Raw genomic sequence first — 18,811 nt, 5'->3', positions numbered from 1 at the left:
ATGGAACAAAAAGAGTCGGCTGAGTCCAACTGACTCATTCTAAGCCGGGTCTAAAGGAAACGGTCCAGCAGGCTCGCCTCAGCCATGCGGCTCAAGCCTTCGCGGACTGTACGGGCTCGTTGATCGCCGATTCCGTCCACCGTCATGAGGTCATCAATGGTGGCTGCCATGAGGTTCTGGAGCCCGCCGAAGTAGTCCACCAAACGGTCTGCCACAGCCTTCGGCACGGACTTCAGGCCGGACAGCAGACGGTAACCACGCGGCTGAACCACTGCGTCAAGCTGCTCAACCCCACCGGCGAAGCCAATGATGTGGGCAATGCGGCTGAGGTCGATCAGTTCCGTGGGGCCCAGATTGAGGAGTGCTTGGACGGCTTCCTCGATTTCCTCGGGCGTAGCGTCCGGATCGGAGTAGTCGCGGATGATGACATCGCTGCCGGGTCCGCGGCCCATCGTTAACTCCTCCACTTGGAGTGAGAGCAGCCGGCCGTCTTCACCGAGTTCCAGCACGTACTGGGCGATTTCCTCGGAGATGCGGCGAACCATTTCCTGGCGTTGCAGCGTGACGGCAACGTCCCTGACCGTGACCAGTGCCTCGATCTCCAGGGCCGAAAGAGAGCTGGTGACCTGGTCCAGGCGGGCGCTGTACCGCTCCAAGGTTGCCAAGGCTTGGTTAGCGCGGGCCAAGACCTTTTCGGAGCCTTCCAAGACGTGGCGCAAACCGTTCACGTAGAGGGCGATGATTTGCATCGATTGGCTGACGGAAATAACGGGCACGCCGGTCTGGATGGCCACGCGCTCCGCGGTGCGGTGCCTGGTCCCTGACTCCTGGGTTTCGATGCTGGAATCGGGAACCAACTGGACGGCGGCCCGGACAATGTTGCTGGCATCCTTGTCACAGATGATGGCGCCGTCCATCTTGGCCAGTTCGCGGAGACGCGTGGGGGAGAAATCGATGCCGATGTCGAACCCGCCCGAACAGATGGAGTCGATGGTGCGGTCGTAGCCCAGCACGATCAACGCGCCGGTGCGTCCCCGAAGAATGCGTTCCAGGCCGTCACGCAAAGGAGTTCCGGGTGCGACTCTGGCAAGGGTCGCCTTGAGCGACTCTTCCGGGCTCCGGGCCATAGGGTTTCCCTTCGAAGGTGCAAGCCATGGCTCACAGACAAGCTGAATCCGGCGTCAGTGCGCTCAACAAAAATGCCCACATGACGGCAAGCACAATGATAGGGCTTCCAGGCGCCGTTAACCGCACCAGCAAGCCCCAAAGTGGGTCATTTCGTGATGTTCAGCGGTGCCTTGAAAGTGCTTTGGCGGCCGTTTGTTGGAAACCCTATTTCCCTCAATCGGCCGCCTTTGCGCTAGCGCTGGCCGCGGCTAAGACCTGTCAGCAAGGCATTGCGCGTTTCCCGCCACAGCCCTTGGTTGCCTGGTACAGCCGCATTTTCTTCCAGATATTTAATCCAATCGCCGTACTCGCTAATGTCCCGCGCGCCTTCGGCAGCCACGGAATCGCAAGCGAATCCCACTGCCGTGCTCCCATCATCCAAAGTGATGGACCCCAGCAACATTGGTTCGGGCAACCCGGCCAGGAACGATCCCAGGCCGGCCTCGGAAAGCAACCACCGCTCGGCCACCAAGGCGGTTCCCTGGTCAGAGCGAACCACGCCAGGCTTTGGTGGTGTGGTTTCCAGGGCCACCATCCGGTACCGGGCCGCAGTGACCACCCGGCCGTCCCAGAAAGCCCCACGCCGCTCAAGTTCCGCAGCCAAGGGCTGGCCCTTCCGGTGGGCACCCACCACAACCAAGGGAACGACGGCGGCGCCCGCGGCAACCGGCCAGGGAACCACTGGAGAGGCAGACCTTGGGTCGGCAGCGCCGGCAGCGAACAGTCCCGGCTTCTTCGGCGTGAGTTCAATTCGCCCGGCAATGTCCGCGGCCACGCCGTCCTCGAACGTTCTTGCCACCACCGTCAGGCCGAACTGCGAGACGCCGCCCTCGTCTGTGACCGTACCTGCCGGCACCGCAACGGCACTGAGATCAAACAGGTTGCAGAAATTGGTATACGTGCCCATGCGGGAATTGACCCCCACGGGATCGGCCGCAACGTCGGCCAGCGTCGGATGGAAAGGAGCTGTTGGCACAACCAGGGCATCGAAGCCCTCCAACCGGAGCATCGCTTCGGTTCTGAGCTGTTCCAAGGTAGCGGTGTCCGTCACGTACTGGTGCGCGGGAACCTTAGCCGCAGCGCTGATGATCCCCGCCACTGTAGGGTCGAGCGTGGCGGCAACCCCCTCCGACGCCACCGAGTCAATGAAGCTGCCGACGGCAGCATAGCGTTCGGCCACCAATCCGCCGTCGTACAGCAGCCGTGCTGCCTCGAGGAAAACATCCAGTTCGATGGGGTCGGCGACCACCCCCGTGGAGCGCAGCCGCTCTATCTGTGCCTCGAACTCGAGCGCCCACGCCTCCGGAAGCGCAGGCAGGGCAGCGGGATAGGCCACTCGCGGCGAGGCCGGCGCAGCGAGCCTGACGTCCGCGGGCCAGTCGCGGCCCTGCCCGGCCATGATGCCCATGGCGAGCTCGGCAGTGGCGAGGTGGCGGGCGAAGATCGTGACGGTATCCCAGGAACGGCATGCAGGAACCACACCTTCGGTGGACACCACGCCGAGGGTCGGCTTGATCCCCACAATCCCTTGCAGGGCAGCGGGAATCCGGCCCGAACCCGCCGTGTCCGTCCCGATGGCAATGTCCACGAGGCCAAGTGCCACCGCCACCGCAGAACCGGAACTTGAGCCGCCGGAAATCCGCTCAGGTCGCCGTGAATCGCGCACAGCCCCATAGGGGCTGCGGGTACCCACCAGCCCCGTGGCGAACTGGTCCAGGTTGGTGGCCCCCAACACCATGGCGCCCGCGGCGCGAAGCCTCGCGACCGGCACCGCATCCCGGGCAGGCGCTTCACCAAATCCGGGGCACGCCGCCGTCGTGATCAAACCGGCAACATCCACGTTGTTCTTCACGGCGAGCAGGAGCCCGGCAAGCGGCAGGTCCTCCCCGGCGGCCGCAGCGGCGTCGATCCGGGCCGCCTCTGCGAGCAGTTCATCCCGCCCCCGCAGGTGGATCCAGATTTCAGGACGGTCGACGGCGTCAATCGCCTCAAGTGCCGCAAGGACGCGTTCCGCTGTGGTTCCCCGGGAGGTGGTCATGATGCGCTTCCTTCCAGCACGAGTGCGCGTTCCCGAATGTCCACAGGCTCAAGCACCACCAGGGCCTCGCCTGCTACCACCTGCCCGCCGGCCGTGGACAGGACTTGTTGGACCACACCATCCACCGGAGACTGGATGACCGTTTCCATCTTCATCGCCTCAAGGGAGACCAACGACTGGCCGGCCACCACAAGATCGCCGGGTTCCACCTCCACTTTCCACACACTCGCGGCGAACGGAGACGTGACCAAGGTGCCGCCGTCGGGCACCACCACATCGTCCGCCGGCGGGGCCAGCGAAACAGCCTGCTCTGCGCGATCAAACTCGCCGGCTTCCTCCCAGGCCTGGCGTTCCACGGCGAAGGCGGCTGACTGGGTTTCACGGAACTCCGCAATGGAGACACTGTTGCGTTCCAGGAAGTCCTCATGCTCGGCCAACGAGAAAGTGCCTTCCGTAATCTCCACACCCCGGCCCCTGCCGGCAGCCATGTCCGCCCGGAGATCCAAGAGCTCCTCAGGGCTGACGGGGTACCAGGAAATACGGTCGAAGAACCGGAGCAGCCACGGGGAGCCCGGCTCAAAGGGCGCGGCATCCGCGTAGCGCGACCATACTTGCGTGGTCCGCCCAACAAACTGGTAGCCGCCGGGACCTTCCATGCCGTAAATGCACATGTAGGCACCGCCGATGCCAACGGCGTTCTCCGGGGTCCACGTGCGGGCCGGGTTGTACTTGGTGGTGACCAGCCGGTGCCGGGGATCCAAGGGCGTGGCCACAGGCGCTCCGAGGTACACATCGCCCAGCCCCAACACCAGGTACTCGGCGTTGAAGACGGTATCGAAGACGTCGTTGACGGAGTCCAAGCCGTTGATGCGGCGGATGAACTCGATGTTCCAAGGGCACCACGGTGCGTCGTCACGGACACCGGCCATGTAGCGCTCGATTGCTTCGCGGGTAGCGGGGTCGTCCCAGGACAGGGGGAGCCGGACACTGCGGCTGGGCACCACCAGCTCCGAGCTTGCAGGAAGCGAAGCGTCCACCTCCTGCACCAGGCCCAACAGCGTGGAAGTGGGCAAGACCGACGGATCAGCCTTAATCTGCAGGGAACGGATGCCCGGGGTCAGATCCACGATTCCCCGAACCCTAAGACGTTCGAGTTCCTGGTGCAGGGCATGAACCCGGGCCCGCAGGCCAAGGTCCAGCACCATGTCCCCGTACTCCACCAGTAGGTTGTCATCACCGGAACGGCGGAAGGTGACTGCAGGCCGTCCGTCGCCTTCCGGCACCCGGCCCAGCACGCCGTCGTCGCCGTCCCCGCGCAGCAGCCCGGCGGTGCCGGAAGCGGTGCCGGAAGCTGTGCCAGACACCGCGCCGGTGCTGAAGCCCGCATCGCCCGGCAATATCAGCTGCCTCGCGGCGCCGAGTTCCTTGAAGGAAGGTGCCTCAAGCGAGCGGATCGGCACGAAGCGGACCTTGTCCCCGGGACGGAGTTGTCCCAGCTTCCAGCGCTCGCCGGTCACAACGGTAACGGGGCAGACGAAGCCGCCCAGGCTGGGACCATCCGGGCCCAGCAGAATGGGGGTATCGCCGGTGAAGTCCAAGGCACCCACCGAATATGCGGTGTCGTGGATGTTGGAAGGGTGCAGTCCGGCCTCGCCACCATCAGTGCGGGCCCACCGCGGCTTGGGCCCGATCAGGCGGACGCCCGTGCGGGCGGAATTGAAGTGGACCTCGTACTCGGCGGCATAGAGTTCTTCAATGTCTTCGCGTTGGAAGAATTCCGGGGCGCCATGCGGTCCTTCCACCACTTTCAGCTCCCATTGCGAGGTAAGCGCCGGGCGGCTCTCCGCGGGAACCGCGCCGGGGACTGTTTCAGGCAGGTGCCCGGTGACCGTGCGGAGCACATCGCTGGCCCGCAGCACACGGCCGCCGTGGCCGCCGAACTGGCCCAACGTGAACGTGGAAGCACTCCCGAGGTACTGGGGAACGTCCAGCCCGCCTTCAAAGAGGACGTAGCCCCTCAGCCCGGCTCCGTCCGCGGAGCCCACATCCAGGAGGCCGTCTTCAGGGACGGTGATGGGCTCCCACGTGGTGGCCACGTTGCCGTTGACCGTCACGGTAACGTCGGCGCCGGTGACGCACACTGTGGTGGCGTGAGTGAAGCGGAGTGCCGGCCCGGCCATGGTGAATTCCAGGCCGGGTGCGCCCTCCGGGTTACCCAGTGCGACGTTGCCCAGCCGGAACGACAAATCGTCCATGGGACCACTGGGCGGAACGCCGATCTGCCACAGCCCGGTCCTGCCCGGCCAGTCCTGCACGCTGGTTTGGAGGCCGGGCCGTTCAACGGTGATCCGGGGCTCAGGATCGCCCACGGTGTTCAGGGTTCCAGTGGAATGTTCTGCTGCGCGGACTATTTCCATCCCCGCCACGGCACGCAGCATGCCCAGATTCGTTTCGATACCGTCGATCCGGGTCTCTGCCAGCGCAGCGGCCAGGGCGTCGAAGGCGGCGTCGCGGGTGGTACCGGACGTGATGACCTTGCCCAGCAGGGGATCGTAGCTGGTGGAGACTTCGCTGCCGGTCTCCACCCAGGCGTCAATGCGTACGACGTCGGAGGCCGGGTACTGCGCGTTGGTGACGGTTCCGGCGCTGGGCTGGAAATTCCGGGCGGGGTCTTCTGCATAGATGCGGGCTTCCACGGCATGTCCTGAGACGGGCACGCTGTCCGGCACGCCCTGAAGCACGGGCTCCTGCTGGGCCAGATTCAGCATCCACTCCACCAGGTCCACTCCGGTGATGGCTTCGGTGACGGGGTGCTCAACCTGCAGCCGGGCGTTGACTTCCAGGAAGGATGCCTCTTGGCGGACGGGATCGTAGACGAACTCCACTGTGCCCGCAGAGCGGTAGCCCACGGAGGCGCAGAGCGCACGGGAGCTTCGGTGCAGTTCCTCCCGCAAAGCCTCCGGCAGATCCGGCGCGGGCGCCTCTTCGAGTACTTTCTGGTGGCGGCGCTGCAGTGAGCAGTCGCGATCACCGAGACTCACCACGCGTCCCTCACCGTCGCCGAACACCTGGACTTCCACGTGGCGGGCATGTTCGATGTAGCGTTCAGCGAAGACTCCGGCGGTTCCGAAGCTGGAGCTGGCTAAACGGGCCACCCGGGAGTAGTTGTCACGGAGTTCGGCTTCTTCCCGGCAAACTGCCATGCCGATGCCGCCGCCCCCGCCGGTTGCCTTGAGCATGAGCGGGTAGCCGATAGTGGCCGCTGCTGCCACGGCCTGGTCCACGTCGTCAAGCAGGCCGGAGCCCGCGATCATGGGAACTCCGGCGCGTTGAGCGGCATCCCTTGCCGTGTGCTTGGTCCCGAAGATCCGGAGCTGCTCGGGGGTAGGCCCAACAAAGACGAGCCCTGCCGCCTCCACTGCTTCCGCGAACGCAGCGTCCTCGGAAAGGAACCCGTAGCCGGGGTGAATGGCGCCGGCCCCGGTGGCCGCCGCCGCGCTAAGGATGGCCTCAACTTTGAGATAGGACTCCTTGGCGGAGGCGGGTCCCAACAGGACGGCCTCGTCTGCGAGCTTCACGTGCTTGGCGCCGCGGTCTGCCTCGGAGAAAACGGCGACGGTGCGCAGCCCGGCTTTGCGGGCGGATTCGATGATCCGGCAGGCGATCTCGCCGCGGTTGGCGATGAGAAGGGTGTGGAAACGGTTCATGCGCGGACCTCCGGACGTGTGACGATCATGCGCACCGACGTGGGGTTGAAGCCGTTGCAAGGGTTGTTGATTTGAGGGCAATTGGAGACCAGCACCAGGGTGTCCACCTCGGCGCGGAGTGCCACCCGTTTGCCGGGAGCGGACAGCCCGTCCACGATGCCCAAGGCGCCATCCGGGTCCACCGGTACGTTCATGAACCAGTTGATGTTGGACACCAGGTCTTTCTTGCCCAGGTCCCACTTGGCGCCTTCAATGAGGAAGTTCTCCACGCAGGCGTGCTGTTCATGGGTGTGCTGGCCGTAGCGGAGGGTGTTGGATTCCTGCGAGCAGGCGCCGCCGATAGTGTCGTGGACGCCAACCTCGTCCGCCACCACGGTCATGAGTGCCTGGCCGCTGTCTGCGCGCAGGACTGAGCCAGTGGTAAGGAAGATGCTGCCCTGGGTCGCGATGGTCACGGCGGCCGAGTAGCGGGTGCTGGTGTCTTGGGCCGCGTAGAGAATGCAGTCCACGGCCTGGTTACCGTCGAGGTCCACAATGGTGAGTACGTCTCCGGCCTCAACCACGGCGGACCACGGGCCGCGGGCTTCCACCAGTTCGTCCAGTACCACTTGCCCGGCGATCAGTGCGGGGCCGATATCTGTAATGGCGTTCATGCCGAAGTCCTTGCGTTGTAGTCGAGTTCGGTGTTGTGGAGGGCCAGCCGCCCTTCCGGGCCCAAGCCAACGGCGAGGGTTCCGTCCACGAGGGCCGCGAGGTCCTGCGGAGCCCGCCACGCGACGATGTCCACGGCGCTGCCGGTGAAGTCGGGGCGCGGGTCCAGAGGGTGGGCGGTATTGGCCAGTACCAGCACCGCGTCCATGTGGAGGAGAAGTTCGACGGCGGCCCCGGCACCGGCGCTGCCGGCGAACTGGATGCGGCCGTCCCGTTCCACGGTGACGCCTTTGAAGAAGGACAACGACGGCGGTAGTTGCCTTTGGCTGACCCCGCGCTTCATGCCGCCGAGGGTGAGAAGTTCGCGGCCTGCCGGTGACGGGCTATGGGCTGATCCGGAACCGTACTTGGCGGTGTTACCGGCCAGGTTGGTGGTGCCGGTGAGGGCATCGTGCTTGCCGGAAGAATCGGCCACCACGGTTGCCATGAGACGTCCGGCGTCGGAAAGAAGGGGGTGGCCTGTGGTCATGTAGGCCTGCCAGGGGACTTTGACAGTGTCCGCAACGTTGAGCCGCTCATGCTGGGCTCCACTTCGGATGATGACAGCGTGAACGCAAGCATCGCCGTCGAGGTCCGTGAGCCTCAGGCGCGTCCCGCGGGCCAGCTCCAGATGGGTGTAGTGGCCGAAGGCCAGTGTCTCGGCCCAGGTGAGGGAGTCCAGTGCTTTTGCCGGGAGGTTCCGGGTCAACCGTGCCGGCGCCATAGCAGGCGGGACGTGGATCATGGTCTCGGCTGTACGCCCGTGCTGGGCCCGTGCGTGCAGCTTAGCGCCGGCAGTGGTGGCGGTCCCGTTTTCAGGCGCCTGTGTTTCAAGAGTCTGTGTCATGGCAATCATTTCTGTGCTTGAACTTGTCCGTGTTTGAACGTGAATTGGTCTGCCTGTAGCGAGTCAGACGGCGTTGGGGTCCAAAGCCTCGGCTGCTTTGTTCTCCCGAACCCGGATGTTCCGCCGGACCCAGAGGCCCAGGAGTAGGACGGCGCCCACCATGATGGGGGCGGAGAAGAGCAGTATCCCGTGCTCCCCGGAGGGGTCGTACACTTCGGGGCGCGGCCAGGAAAGGTTGATGACCATGAGGGCGCCGTACAGCACGGCCAGGATGTTGACGGGCAGGCCCCAACGGCCCAGCGAGAAGAGTCCGGCCGGCATGGTTTGCCCTACCCGGTCCCAATCACCCCGGATCCGACTGAGCAGCTGCGGTACCGTGACCATCAGGTACGCCAGGTACACCATCACGATGCACACACTGCAGAGGGTGGTGAAGAGTGCGGAGTTGCCGATGTTGATGGCTAGGATGCCCACCGCCAGGGCGCCGATGGCGATGGAGGGCCACATGGGGGTTCCCCGCTGCGCGTGGACCTTGGAGAGAAGAGCGGAGGCTGGAAGTTTGCCGTCGCGGGCCATGGAGAACACCAGCCGTGAACCTGCCGTTTGGATGGCCAAGGTGCAGACGAAAATGGCGATCGCCACGTCAACCAGCAGTACTTTGCCCCAGAACGTGCCCAGCACAGCAGTGAGCACGTAGGGCAGTCCCTCGGTGGCGAGCCTGCCGTCGTCCAGACTTGGTGCTGCCATCAGCGCGGCGATGATCATGAGCCCGCCGCCTATACCGGAGATGATCAGCGCCGAAAGAATGGTGCGCGGGGCTGTCTTGCGGGGATTCTTGGTTTCCTCCGAGAGTTCACCGGCGGAGTTGAAGCCCACCATGACGTAGGCGGCCATCAAACCGGACACCAGGAAGGCACCCACTGCGCCAAGGTCCGAGGTTGTGACAACACTGACGTCCGCTACTACCTCCGGGCCGCGCTGCGCGGCTGCGAACAGGGCCAGGATCACCGCGGCGACGCCCACAATTTCGCAGGTCACGCCAATGGAGTTGACGTGTGACATGAGCTTCACGCCCAGGCAGTTGATGAGGGTGGTCAACACCAGGAGTGCGGCGCCGAGGATGACTGCGTTCGCCGCTCCTGTGGGGGACGTCAGGGCGGGATCGCCGCCAACCACTTGGAAGCCATCCCACAATTGGGGGAGGACCACCTGGAGGGCGATGGCTGCTGCGGCAGCAGTGATGACCTGGGCGATGGACATGAACCAGCCGGCGAACCAGCCCACCACTTCGCCACCCATGCGGCGCGACCACTGGTAGACGGCGCCGGACAGTGGGTAACGGGCGGCGAGCTCAGCGAAATTCAAGGCCACGAGGAGCTGGCCTACCAACACCACCGGCCACGTCCAGAAGAAAGCAGGACCGGCGAAGGAGTAGCCGAAGGCGAAGAGCTGGAAGATGGTGGTGAGGATGGAGACGAATGAAAAACCTGCGGCGAACGAAGCGTAGCGGCCAAGCTTGCGGTGCAGCGTGGGCTGGTAGCCGAGCGCTGTCAGGTCTGCATCATCGGTGCGGTCGGTCGCCGTCGAAAGGGTGGAAGTCATCAGTTTCTCCGTGTCTGGAACGGGATGTGGAACCAGCCCGGAGCGGTTTCTGATCACCCGTCCGGAATATCGGTCAAGTGATAGTTTTTCAGCGCAGTGTCCCCGCAGCGTTTCGCCGATGTAAAGCCTTGGTTACCGCGTATTTCCAGGATGTAAATGAAAACTCACCGCTCGGGGAGCGCGCCGTGAACGGCCTGTTTGAGGGTGCTGCGATGCAAGAATGAAGGGTGACTACAGCCGGACCGGGACGCCCACGCAAACAGCAGGCAGTACGCCCGGGGGCCACCGCCCGTGACGAGATATTGGACGCTGCTGCAGAGCTCTTCACCAGCCAAGGTTTCGCCAACACGTCCACACGGGCCATCGCCGACGCCGTAGGTATCCGGCAGTCGTCGCTGTATCACCACTTCTCCACCAAGGATGAGCTTCTGGGTGAGCTGCTCGGCGGGACGGTGTCCACAAGCCTCGCCTTTGCCCGGACAGTAAACGACCACGAGGGCGACGACAGGAATGTAGTGGCCGCAGCTGCGCGGTTACACGCGGTGGTGCTGTTCGACGGCTCGCAGCTCTGCAATTCCCGATGGAACCTCGGGGTGCTTTACCACCTGCCGGAGGCCAGGGCCCGGATCTTCCAGCCCTTCATGGCAGCCCGAAACGAACTCAGGACCATTTACGGAGAGTTGGGGCGCGAGCTCGCGGCAGTCGCCCGGTCAGACGCAAGCCTGGGCGATACCGCTTTCCGTTTGGTGGAGTCCTTGATCAATCTCCGCGCGGACGGACTGATCGCTGCAGACTCCGCGTCCACCACGGCGGATACGGTCTTGATCCTTGCCGGACTCAGGGAGGAACTTCCGAGAGTGAGGGCTGCCAGTAGCGAGCTCATCAGCCGGTTCGGAGCTCCACAGGGAGCACCCGCCAGAAAGACCGCCTAGTAGTCCACCTGCCGCTTGAGCTTGTTCCCCAGCCACAGCATCGCAAAGCTCACCACGACGAAACCCACAGTGATGGCCAAAGCGAAGACCACCACGCCGCCCCAACCGCCGGCGCGGGCAGGATCGATGAACCAGTACGGGTACCAGTTCACGAACGCACCACGGATCAGGCTGTAGGTCAGGTAAAACACGGGGTAGATGAGCCAGTACCAGATGTGCCGGACTTCAAGGCGCGCCCGTGGCGGTTGGAACAGCCAGTCGGCCACCATCACCACAGGGATCAGATAGTGGACCACAAAGTTGACCCACGGAACCATGGATCCCAGGTCCTGCCCCGTGAGGAGTGCGCCGAAGACGATGCCCACAATGGCCATGGCAATGGTGGCCGTGCCACGGGTAACATCGTCCGCCTCGGTGGGTCGCTTGCGGATGAGAACCCTGTAGCCACTGATGAGGAGTACGGCGGCGGCGAAGAGATTCGAAAGGTTGGTGAAGTAGCTGAAGAAGTTCCAGACGTCGAACCCCAAGCTGATGTGGACAGCCAGCTGCGTCCCCACCGCCACCAGCGTCAGAAGGCCAAAGAAAAAGCGTCCCCCGATAAGCACATTCCGTTTGGTCATGACCCAATCCTTACCGAAACCCCGTTGAACGGCCCCCCGACACCCCGTAAGGGTTAAGTGATCAGCAGTTCCAGCGCCTCAGCCAGGTGGCCCACTTCGCGCACCGAGAAGCCGTCCGGGATAACGCCTGCACCTGCCGGACTTGCCGGAACAATGGCGTGCGTGAAGCCAAGACGGTGGGCTTCCTGGATGCGCTGGTTGATCCCGGGAACCGGACGGACCTCACCCGCCAGGCCCACCTCGCCGAACGCGATCAGCCGCTGGGGGAGTGCCTTCCGTGACTTGGCGGACGCGACGGCCAAGGCAACGGCCAGGTCCGTGGCCGGTTCCGTCAGCTTCACGCCACCCACGGTCGCCACATAGGAGTCGTCCTTATGAAGCATGCAGCCGGCACGTTGTTGAAGCACTGCGAGCAACATGGCAACCCTGGAGCTTTCCAGCCCGCTGGTGGCACGGCGGGGCTGCGAATTGGCGCTCTCGGCAAGAAGGGACTGAACTTCTGCCAGCAGCGGCCTGCGACCCTCCATGGTCACCGTGATGCAGGTGCCCGAAACGGGCTCACGTGTCCGTGAAACAAACAAACCGCTGGGATCCGCCAAGCCCTCAATACCTGTCTCATTAAGATCAAAGCATCCGACGTCATCCGTGGCGCCGTAGCGGTTCTTGACGGCCCTCAGCAGACGCAGACGGGAGTGGCGCTCGCCTTCGAACTGGCACACAACATCCACCAGGTGTTCCAGCAGGCGAGGCCCTGCGATGGTGCCTTCCTTGGTCACGTGGCCCACCAGCAGCGTGGTCATGTTGCGCCGTTTAGCCGCAGAGATGATGGAGGCGGCCACCTCACGCACTTGGGACACCCCGCCGGCGCTGCCTTCGACGTCGGCACTGCTCAGGGTCTGCACGGAGTCCACAATCAGCAGTTTGGGCTCAAGCTTTTCCACTTGGCCCAGTGCCTGCCCCAGGTCGGTTTCGGCGGACAGATAAAGAGTATGGGCCACGGCATCGATCCGCTCGGCGCGCAGCTTCACCTGCGCCGCGGACTCCTCGCCCGTGATGTACAGGACATCCTGCCCAGTGCGCGCGAACTTAGCAGCGACGTCCAGCAGGAGCGTGGACTTCCCGACGCCGGGTTCCCCAGCCAGCAGGATGACGGCACCGGGGACGAGCCCTCCGCCGAGGACGCGGTCGAGTTCGTCCACGCCAGTGGGCAGGAACGCCGCTGTTGTCCCATCCACGTCAGCGATGCGGCGGGCCGGCTCCAAAACTGTGGTGGCCGCCGTCGTACGCGCTACAGTGGCGCCGTACTCCTCAACGGTTCCCCACGCCTGGCATTCACCGCACCGGCCCACCCACTTGATGGCAGTCCAGCCACATTCGGCGCACTTGTAGGCGGGTGTTTTGGATGCGCGGGACGTCTTGGAAGCCATGGGTTCAAGCGTAGTGGCGGGGACTGACAGTATTAGCCGCTAAAGCGCCGGGAGCACTGCCCGCGCTTCCTCCGGCTCCATTCCGCTCGCCTCCAACAGATCCACCATGAGTGGCCGGAACAGCATCACCACGGTTTCGCCTTCGAGCCGTTGCACGTCCAGCATCTTGGGGTGCAGGCGCGCCGCGATATCGGAGAGCTCGTTCCGGGCCCGCCGCAGATGCACGCGCCTGGTTCCTTCGCTCTGCTCCGACAGTCCAATGGTCATCTCGTCGATTGCGTCGGCGGTTTCCTGAAGGACCTCGGAGATGCTGTCTATCGCTTCGTCGGACAACGCAGCATGGTTGATGGCGCTGGTGAGCCGGCGGGCAAACACCCGGCTGTTGCGGAGCGCAAGATCGATGTATTCGAGGGAATGCTCCAAGCCGGCCAGCTCGTCGCGGTGCCTGCGATGGGCCGGTGCCAGGGTGGCCACTTCACCGGAAGCCCGCAGAGTCTGCCGCATCCGGTCCACCAATGGCTGACAGTTGCGGCCCCGGATCAGGGCGTGCCAAGCCGTGGTGGAGTCACTGTCGATCATGGCTTTAGCGCATTCTCGTAGCACTTCTGCTAGCTCATGGAGAATCTTCTGCACGTCTTTCCGGGGCTCACGCCGCGGATCCTTCGGCACCAAGATGGTCACCAGCAGTGCGAACACGCCGCCGATTACGGCGTCGAGGCTTCGCGTAAAAGGCCCACCGGCCGGTGCAGGCAGAAGTACCACCAGCAACGACTGCAGGCCCAGTTGGGTAGTAAAGATGGTCCCGCTGTCCAAGAACCTGGCCAGCAGGATGGAGAAAAGAAGGACGATGGCGGCCTGCCAGATCCCGGCGCCCAGCCAGTGGAGCAGCAGGTCACCAACAACAATCCCCAGGGTGCAGCCGAGGCCCACCTCAATGACCCGGCGCAGGCGCGGATCACGGGAGAAGCCCAGCGCAATCAGGGAAGAAGTAGCCGCGAACAGGGGACCTTGGTGGCCCAGCACGTATTCAGCGAAAGCGTAGGCCCCCACGGCGCACACCGTCATCTGGATGGCAGGCGTCAACGAATTCCGGCTGCGGACCAAACCGGTCCTGACTCTGGCGCGCAGGAACCTCTTGCTTGCAGAAAATCCCTTTGCGGCAGCCATGCCTTCCAGTCTATTTGCCCAACCCCCTCAACTACCCCAAGCCAGGAGCCCCTCAAGGTGGCACGCGCCACATAACCCAATGGTCCGCCGTCGTTCATCTTCCGTTCACCTTGCACCGCAGATCCCGTTACCTGCGCTCCCTACCTTCAGTAAAGGAACACATTTGGTCCACAGCTCGCGCACGCCGAAATCTCCGTTCGGCCCGCATCGAAGAATCCCTGGAAGGGGCACATCCAAGTGAAGGCAACTCACTTCGGCCGCAACGCGGCAATCGCGGTCATCGCAGCCGGCGCTCTCGCGCTCACTGCTTGCGGTTCAGACAACGCAACGGGCACCACTGGCGGCACCCAGTCGGCAGCCTCCGGCCCCAAGGTCACCGGCACCCTGACCGGCATCGGCGCTTCCTCCACCGGCGCAGCCATGGACGCTTGGAAGGCAGGCTTCTCCGCCGCTAACTCCGGCGCAACTGTTCAGTACTCCCCGGACGGTTCGGGCGCAGGCCGCAAGGCCATCATTGACGGCTCGGCACAGTTCGCCGGCTCCGACGCCTACCTGAAGGACGAAGAGCTCGAGAGCTCCAAGGCCAAGTGCGGCCCCGACGGCGCCATCAACATCCCGGTGTACATCTCCCCGATCGCGGTTGCCTTCAACGTTCCCGGCGTCACCGACCTGAAGCTCGACGCCGCGACCGTCGCCAAGATCTTCCGCGGCGAAATCGCCAAGTGGAACGATCCCACAATCGCCGCCCTCAACGAAGACGTCACCCTCCCGGACCTCAAGGTCACCCCGGTGAACCGCTCCGATGACTCCGGAACCACCACCAACTTCACCGACTACCTCGCAGCCGCTGCACCCGAGGTCTGGACGGACAAGTCCGCCGGCATCTGGCCCGCAACCCTCGCCGGCGAGAACGCCAAGGGCACCTCCGGTGTGGTCAAGACCGTCACCGACACCCCGGGCGCTGTGACCTACGCTGATGACTCCGCCGTTTCCGGCAAGCTGGGCACCGCCTCCATCAAGGTGGGCGACGAGTTCGTCAAGATCTCCGCAGAAGCCGCTGCCAAGGCCGTTGAAGCCGGCAAGCCCGTTGACGGCCGCGCCGCCAACGATGTTGCCATCAAGCTGGACCGCAAGACCACCGCATCCGGCGCCTACCCTGTAGTCCTCGTCTCGTACCACGTTGTGTGCACTACCTACGAGACCAAGGAAGTTGCTGACCTGGTCAAGGGCTTCGAAACGTACGTCGTTTCCGACGAAGGACAGAAGACCGCAGCTGACGCCGCGAAGTCCGCACCGCTCTCCAAGACGCTGCAGGACAAGGCCAAGGCCGCCATCGAAACCATCAAGGCCAAGTCCTAAGGTTTCCCGGCGGGTTTTCTGAACCCGGCTGAACACTGAAGTTCCCTGTCCCGCGCCGAGTGGCCGCAGAGCCGCTGGAGCGGGGCAGGGAACTTAGCCATGTAAGACCAGTTCACTCCAGACTGAAGGAACGTGAAGTGACCACCAACTCCCTGACAACCTCCCAAGGCGCAGGACGCGCCGGGGACAAGGTTTTCTCCGGGGCCGCCATGGCCGCAGGGTGCCTGATTCTTGCGGTCCTCTTCGGAGTCGCGCTGTTCCTCGTGGTGCAGGCAATTCCGGCCCTGACGGCCCCTGCTGAGGACATCCAGGGCGGCAACGGCTTCTTCGCCTACATCGCCCCCATCGTGGTGGGAACCCTGATTGCCGCCGTGATCGCCCTCGTCATCGCCACCCCCGTGGCAATCGGCGTGGCACTGTTCATCTCCCACTACGCCCCTCGCCGGCTCGCCGCCGGCCTGGGCTACGTGGTGGACCTGCTCGCAGCCATTCCCTCCGTTGTTTACGGCGCCTGGGGTGCGGCTTTCCTGGCCAAGGAAATCTCACCCGCCTACGACTGGCTGGCAACTTACCTCGGCTGGATCCCCATCTTCGAAGGACCGGCATCGGCCACCGGCAAGACCATCCTGACCGCGGGCATCGTCCTGTCCGTCATGGTCCTGCCCATCATCACTTCCCTGTCCCGCGAAATCTTCCTGCAGACCCCCAAGCTGCACGAGGAAGCAGCGCTCGCACTGGGAGCCACCCGCTGGGAAATGATCAAAATGGCCGTGCTGCCCTTCGGTCGTCCGGGCATCATCAGCGCCATCATGCTGGGCCTCGGCCGGGCACTCGGCGAGACCATGGCCGTTGCCCTGGTGCTCTCCTCCGGTGTCCTCACTGCGAGCCTCATCCAGTCCGGCAACCAGACCATCGCCGCGGAAATTGCCCTGAACTTCCCCGAAGCCAGCGGCATCAAGGTCAACACGTTGATCGCCGCCGGCCTGGTGCTGTTCGTCATCACCCTGGGTGTGAACATGATCGCCCGCTGGATCATCACCCGGCACAAAGAATTCTCGGGAGCCAACTAAATGTCCGCCACAGTAGTCCGCAAGCGCTCAGCGCTCACCAAGGGCCAGCTGCCCAAGTTCGCGCCCTACATTGTCCTGGCCGTCGCGCTCATTGTGGGCGCGGCCATCATGGCGCTCATCGGCTTCAACGCCTTCGGCTGGGGCATCGTGTCAGCCATCCTGTTTGCTGTGGGCCTGGTTTCCTGGAGCGGTGCTGTTGAAGGCTCACGGAAGGCCAAGGACAAGCTCGCCACATGCCTGGTGGTGGGCTCGTTCCTGATTGCCCTCCTGCCGCTGATCTCAGTGATCTTCACTGTGCTGGTCAACGGCATCCCCGGCCTCATCACTCCCGGCTTCCTGGGCACCTCCATGAACGGTGTCACTGGCGCGTTCGACAACAAGGCAGTGGAGGAAGGCGCCCCGGTACTCGGTGGCATCTACCACGCACTGCTGGGCACCATCCAGATAACGCTCCTGGCCACGGTCATCTCCGTACCCGTGGGCCTCCTGACCTCCATCTACCTGGTGGAATACGGCAACGACCGTCCGCTGGCCCGCGCCATCACGTTCTTCGTGGATGTCATGACCGGCATCCCCTCGATCGTGGCCGGCCTCTTCGCGGCAGCGTTCTTCTTCGCCATCGTTGGCCCCGGCACCAAGACCGGTGCGGTAGCCGCCGTCGCGCTTTCCGTCCTGATGATCCCTGTTGTTGTCCGCTCCAGCGAGGAAATGCTCAAGATCGTCCCCAACGAGCTTCGCGAGGCCTCGTACGCGCTGGGCGTGCGCAAGTGGCGGACCATCACCAAGGTGGTTATTCCGACGGCGATCTCCGGCATCGCGTCCGGTGTCACCTTGGCGATCGCCCGCGTTATTGGCGAAACCGCGCCGATCCTGGTGACCGCAGGCTTCGCCACCACCATCAACAACAACGTCTTCGGCGGCTGGATGGCCTCGCTGCCCACGTTCATTTACACGCAGATCCTGAACCCGACGTCGCCGTCCAACCCTGAGCCCTCGGACCAGCGTGCTTGGGGCGCGGCGCTGGTGCTGATCATCCTGGTGATGCTCCTCAACCTCGGAGCCCGCCTCATAGCCCGTCTGTTCGCGCCCAAAACGGGACGCTAGCCGGGCCGGCCGCCGGTTTTCAGCGAGGCACCTTCAAACTTCCACACCCCCAAGGAACAAAGGAACACCATGTCCAAGCGCATCGACGTCAAAGACCTGAATGTCTACTACGGCAACTTCCTGGCCGTCGAGGACGTCAACATCAACATCCAGGCCAAGTCCGTTACGGCTTTCATCGGCCCGTCCGGCTGCGGCAAGTCCACCTTCCTCCGCACGCTGAACCGCATGCACGAGGTCCTTCCCGGCGCGCGCGTCGAGGGCGAGGTCCTCCTGGACGGCGACAACCTTTACGGCCCCGGCGTGGACCCCGTGACCGTCCGCACCCAGGTGGGCATGGTCTTCCAGCGCCCCAACCCGTTCCCCACCATGTCCATCCGCGACAATGTGCTGGCCGGCGTGAAGCTGAACAACAAGAAGATCTCCAAGGGCGCAGCCGACGCCCTGGTGGAGAAGTCCCTGGTGGGCGCCAACCTCTGGAACGAGGTCAAGGACCGTCTGGACAAGCCTGGCTCCGGTCTTTCCGGTGGTCAGCAGCAGCGTCTCTGCATCGCCCGCGCCATCGCCGTTGAGCCCCAGGTGATCCTCATGGACGAGCCCTGCTCCGCCCTGGACCCCATCTCCACGCTGGCTGTTGAGGATCTCATCAACGAGCTCAAGGACCAGTACACCGTGGTGATCGTGACCCACAACATGCAGCAGGCCGCTCGTGTGTCCGACAAGACCGCGTTCTTCAACATCGCAGGCACCGGCAAGCCCGGCAAGCTGATCGAGTTCGCTGACACCACCAGCATCTTCAACAACCCGGGCCAGAAAGCCACGGAAGACTACGTCTCCGGCCGCTTCGGATAAAGGGTTCTGCAGGTTCCGGCTTCTATGGGGGGAGTCGGCACAGAACGACGGCGGCCGTCGCCTTGGGGGTACGGCCGCCGTCGTTTTTTCTTGCCCAAGTAGGTAGCAGATCAGGCCGTTCTGAGCGCTGGGAACGACTGTGGAGTCTCATGACTTAATAGACAGTTCTGTCTCATGACTTCGTAGACACTCTGTCTCAGGACATCGTGGACACTTCGTTGGCGGGTTTGCT

General features: G+C 64.0%; 14 protein-coding genes. 5 read left to right on the top strand and 9 right to left on the bottom strand.

All coding sequences use genetic code 11. The annotated features are described in order from the left end of the window. Positions 1–50: 50 nt before the first annotated feature. From disA to ACIQH5_RS21715, 6 genes are all read right to left on the bottom strand, one after another. Positions 51–1,127, bottom strand: a complete 1,077-nt coding sequence (gene disA / locus ACIQH5_RS21740; RefSeq protein ID WP_024819020.1) for a DNA integrity scanning diadenylate cyclase DisA — start codon at positions 1,125–1,127, stop codon at positions 51–53. Positions 1,128–1,360: 233 nt separating this feature from the next. Beyond that, entirely contained in the window at positions 1,361–3,205 is a 1,845-nt protein-coding gene (atzF, locus tag ACIQH5_RS21735; protein ID WP_400407584.1) for an allophanate hydrolase, read from the bottom strand. Beyond that, complete coding sequence (gene uca / locus ACIQH5_RS21730; RefSeq protein WP_400407582.1) at positions 3,202–6,912, bottom strand: urea carboxylase; 3,711 nt, start codon at positions 6,910–6,912, stop codon at positions 3,202–3,204. The genes atzF and uca overlap by 4 nt, the downstream gene beginning before the upstream one ends. Then, positions 6,909–7,565, bottom strand: a complete 657-nt coding sequence (locus tag ACIQH5_RS21725; protein ID WP_400407580.1) for an urea amidolyase associated protein UAAP2 — start codon at positions 7,563–7,565, stop codon at positions 6,909–6,911. The genes uca and ACIQH5_RS21725 overlap by 4 nt, the downstream gene beginning before the upstream one ends. Continuing rightward, positions 7,562–8,449 carry an urea amidolyase associated protein UAAP1 gene (locus tag ACIQH5_RS21720; RefSeq protein WP_400407578.1) on the bottom strand — a complete coding sequence of 296 codons (888 nt, stop codon included), beginning with the start codon at positions 8,447–8,449 and terminating at the stop codon, positions 7,562–7,564. Before ACIQH5_RS21720 ends, ACIQH5_RS21725 begins: the two co-directional genes overlap by 4 nt. A 63-nt stretch (positions 8,450–8,512) precedes the next feature. After that, a complete protein-coding gene (locus ACIQH5_RS21715; RefSeq protein WP_400407576.1) occupies positions 8,513–10,051 on the bottom strand; it encodes an amino acid permease in 1,539 nt (512 codons plus the stop codon). A 227-nt stretch (positions 10,052–10,278) separates the two neighbouring features. On the opposite strand from ACIQH5_RS21715, the gene ACIQH5_RS21710 reads away from it, so the two are divergent. After that, positions 10,279–10,983, top strand: a complete 705-nt coding sequence (locus ACIQH5_RS21710; RefSeq protein WP_400407574.1) for a TetR/AcrR family transcriptional regulator — start codon at positions 10,279–10,281, stop codon at positions 10,981–10,983. On the opposite strand, the gene ACIQH5_RS21705 is transcribed toward ACIQH5_RS21710, so the two are convergent. The 3 genes from ACIQH5_RS21705 to ACIQH5_RS21695 are packed head-to-tail and all read right to left on the bottom strand — an operon-like array spanning position 10,980 to position 14,197. Next, entirely contained in the window at positions 10,980–11,603 is a 624-nt protein-coding gene (locus tag ACIQH5_RS21705; protein WP_062070889.1) for a Pr6Pr family membrane protein, read from the bottom strand. The genes ACIQH5_RS21710 and ACIQH5_RS21705 overlap by 4 nt on opposite strands. Before the next feature lie 53 nt (positions 11,604–11,656). Continuing rightward, positions 11,657–13,030 (bottom strand): DNA repair protein RadA, encoded by a 1,374-nt coding sequence (radA, locus tag ACIQH5_RS21700; protein ID WP_400407572.1) that lies wholly within the window; start codon positions 13,028–13,030, stop codon positions 11,657–11,659. A gap of 39 nt (positions 13,031–13,069) precedes the next feature. Continuing rightward, on the bottom strand, positions 13,070–14,197 hold the full coding sequence (locus ACIQH5_RS21695; protein WP_400407570.1) for an aromatic acid exporter family protein: 1,128 nt from the start codon (positions 14,195–14,197) through the stop codon (positions 13,070–13,072). A gap of 237 nt (positions 14,198–14,434) precedes the next feature. On the opposite strand from ACIQH5_RS21695, the gene pstS reads away from it, so the two are divergent. The 4 genes from pstS to pstB all read left to right on the top strand — a co-directional run bounded on the left by pstS (position 14,435) and on the right by pstB (position 18,579). Continuing rightward, positions 14,435–15,556: a phosphate ABC transporter substrate-binding protein PstS gene (gene pstS, locus ACIQH5_RS21690; RefSeq protein ID WP_400407568.1), complete on the top strand. Its 1,122-nt coding sequence runs from the start codon at positions 14,435–14,437 to the stop codon at positions 15,554–15,556. 137 nt (positions 15,557–15,693) lie between these two features. After that, the gene (pstC, locus tag ACIQH5_RS21685; RefSeq protein WP_024819033.1) at positions 15,694–16,626 is read left to right on the top strand and encodes a phosphate ABC transporter permease subunit PstC; all 933 of its coding nucleotides are present in this window, start codon (positions 15,694–15,696) and stop codon (positions 16,624–16,626) included. Beyond that, on the top strand, positions 16,627–17,730 hold the full coding sequence (pstA, locus tag ACIQH5_RS21680; protein WP_091327046.1) for a phosphate ABC transporter permease PstA: 1,104 nt from the start codon (positions 16,627–16,629) through the stop codon (positions 17,728–17,730). 69 nt (positions 17,731–17,799) lie between these two features. Then, positions 17,800–18,579 (top strand): phosphate ABC transporter ATP-binding protein PstB, encoded by a 780-nt coding sequence (pstB, locus tag ACIQH5_RS21675; protein WP_011772968.1) that lies wholly within the window; start codon positions 17,800–17,802, stop codon positions 18,577–18,579. The last annotated feature ends 232 nt before the right edge of the window (positions 18,580–18,811 follow it).

Source organism: Paenarthrobacter sp. NPDC091711, from assembly GCF_044756605.1.
GTDB lineage: Bacteria > Actinomycetota > Actinomycetes > Actinomycetales > Micrococcaceae > Arthrobacter.
Note: the sequence above shows the minus strand (reverse complement) of the source record. Positions and strands in the feature narration are given on the sequence as shown.

Coding starts and splice junctions, on each gene's coding strand:
- disA (WP_024819020.1), bottom strand. CDS start 1,127: ATGGCCCGGAGCCCGGAAGAGTCGCTCAAGGCGACCCTTGCCAGAGTC.
- atzF (WP_400407584.1), bottom strand. CDS start 3,205: ATGACCACCTCCCGGGGAACCACAGCGGAACGCGTCCTTGCGGCACTT.
- uca (WP_400407582.1), bottom strand. CDS start 6,912: ATGAACCGTTTCCACACCCTTCTCATCGCCAACCGCGGCGAGATCGCC.
- ACIQH5_RS21725 (WP_400407580.1), bottom strand. CDS start 7,565: ATGAACGCCATTACAGATATCGGCCCCGCACTGATCGCCGGGCAAGTG.
- ACIQH5_RS21720 (WP_400407578.1), bottom strand. CDS start 8,449: ATGACACAGACTCTTGAAACACAGGCGCCTGAAAACGGGACCGCCACC.
- ACIQH5_RS21715 (WP_400407576.1), bottom strand. CDS start 10,051: ATGACTTCCACCCTTTCGACGGCGACCGACCGCACCGATGATGCAGAC.
- ACIQH5_RS21705 (WP_062070889.1), bottom strand. CDS start 11,603: ATGACCAAACGGAATGTGCTTATCGGGGGACGCTTTTTCTTTGGCCTT.
- radA (WP_400407572.1), bottom strand. CDS start 13,030: ATGGCTTCCAAGACGTCCCGCGCATCCAAAACACCCGCCTACAAGTGC.
- ACIQH5_RS21695 (WP_400407570.1), bottom strand. CDS start 14,197: ATGGCTGCCGCAAAGGGATTTTCTGCAAGCAAGAGGTTCCTGCGCGCC.
- pstA (WP_091327046.1), top strand. CDS start 16,627: ATGTCCGCCACAGTAGTCCGCAAGCGCTCAGCGCTCACCAAGGGCCAG.
- pstB (WP_011772968.1), top strand. CDS start 17,800: ATGTCCAAGCGCATCGACGTCAAAGACCTGAATGTCTACTACGGCAAC.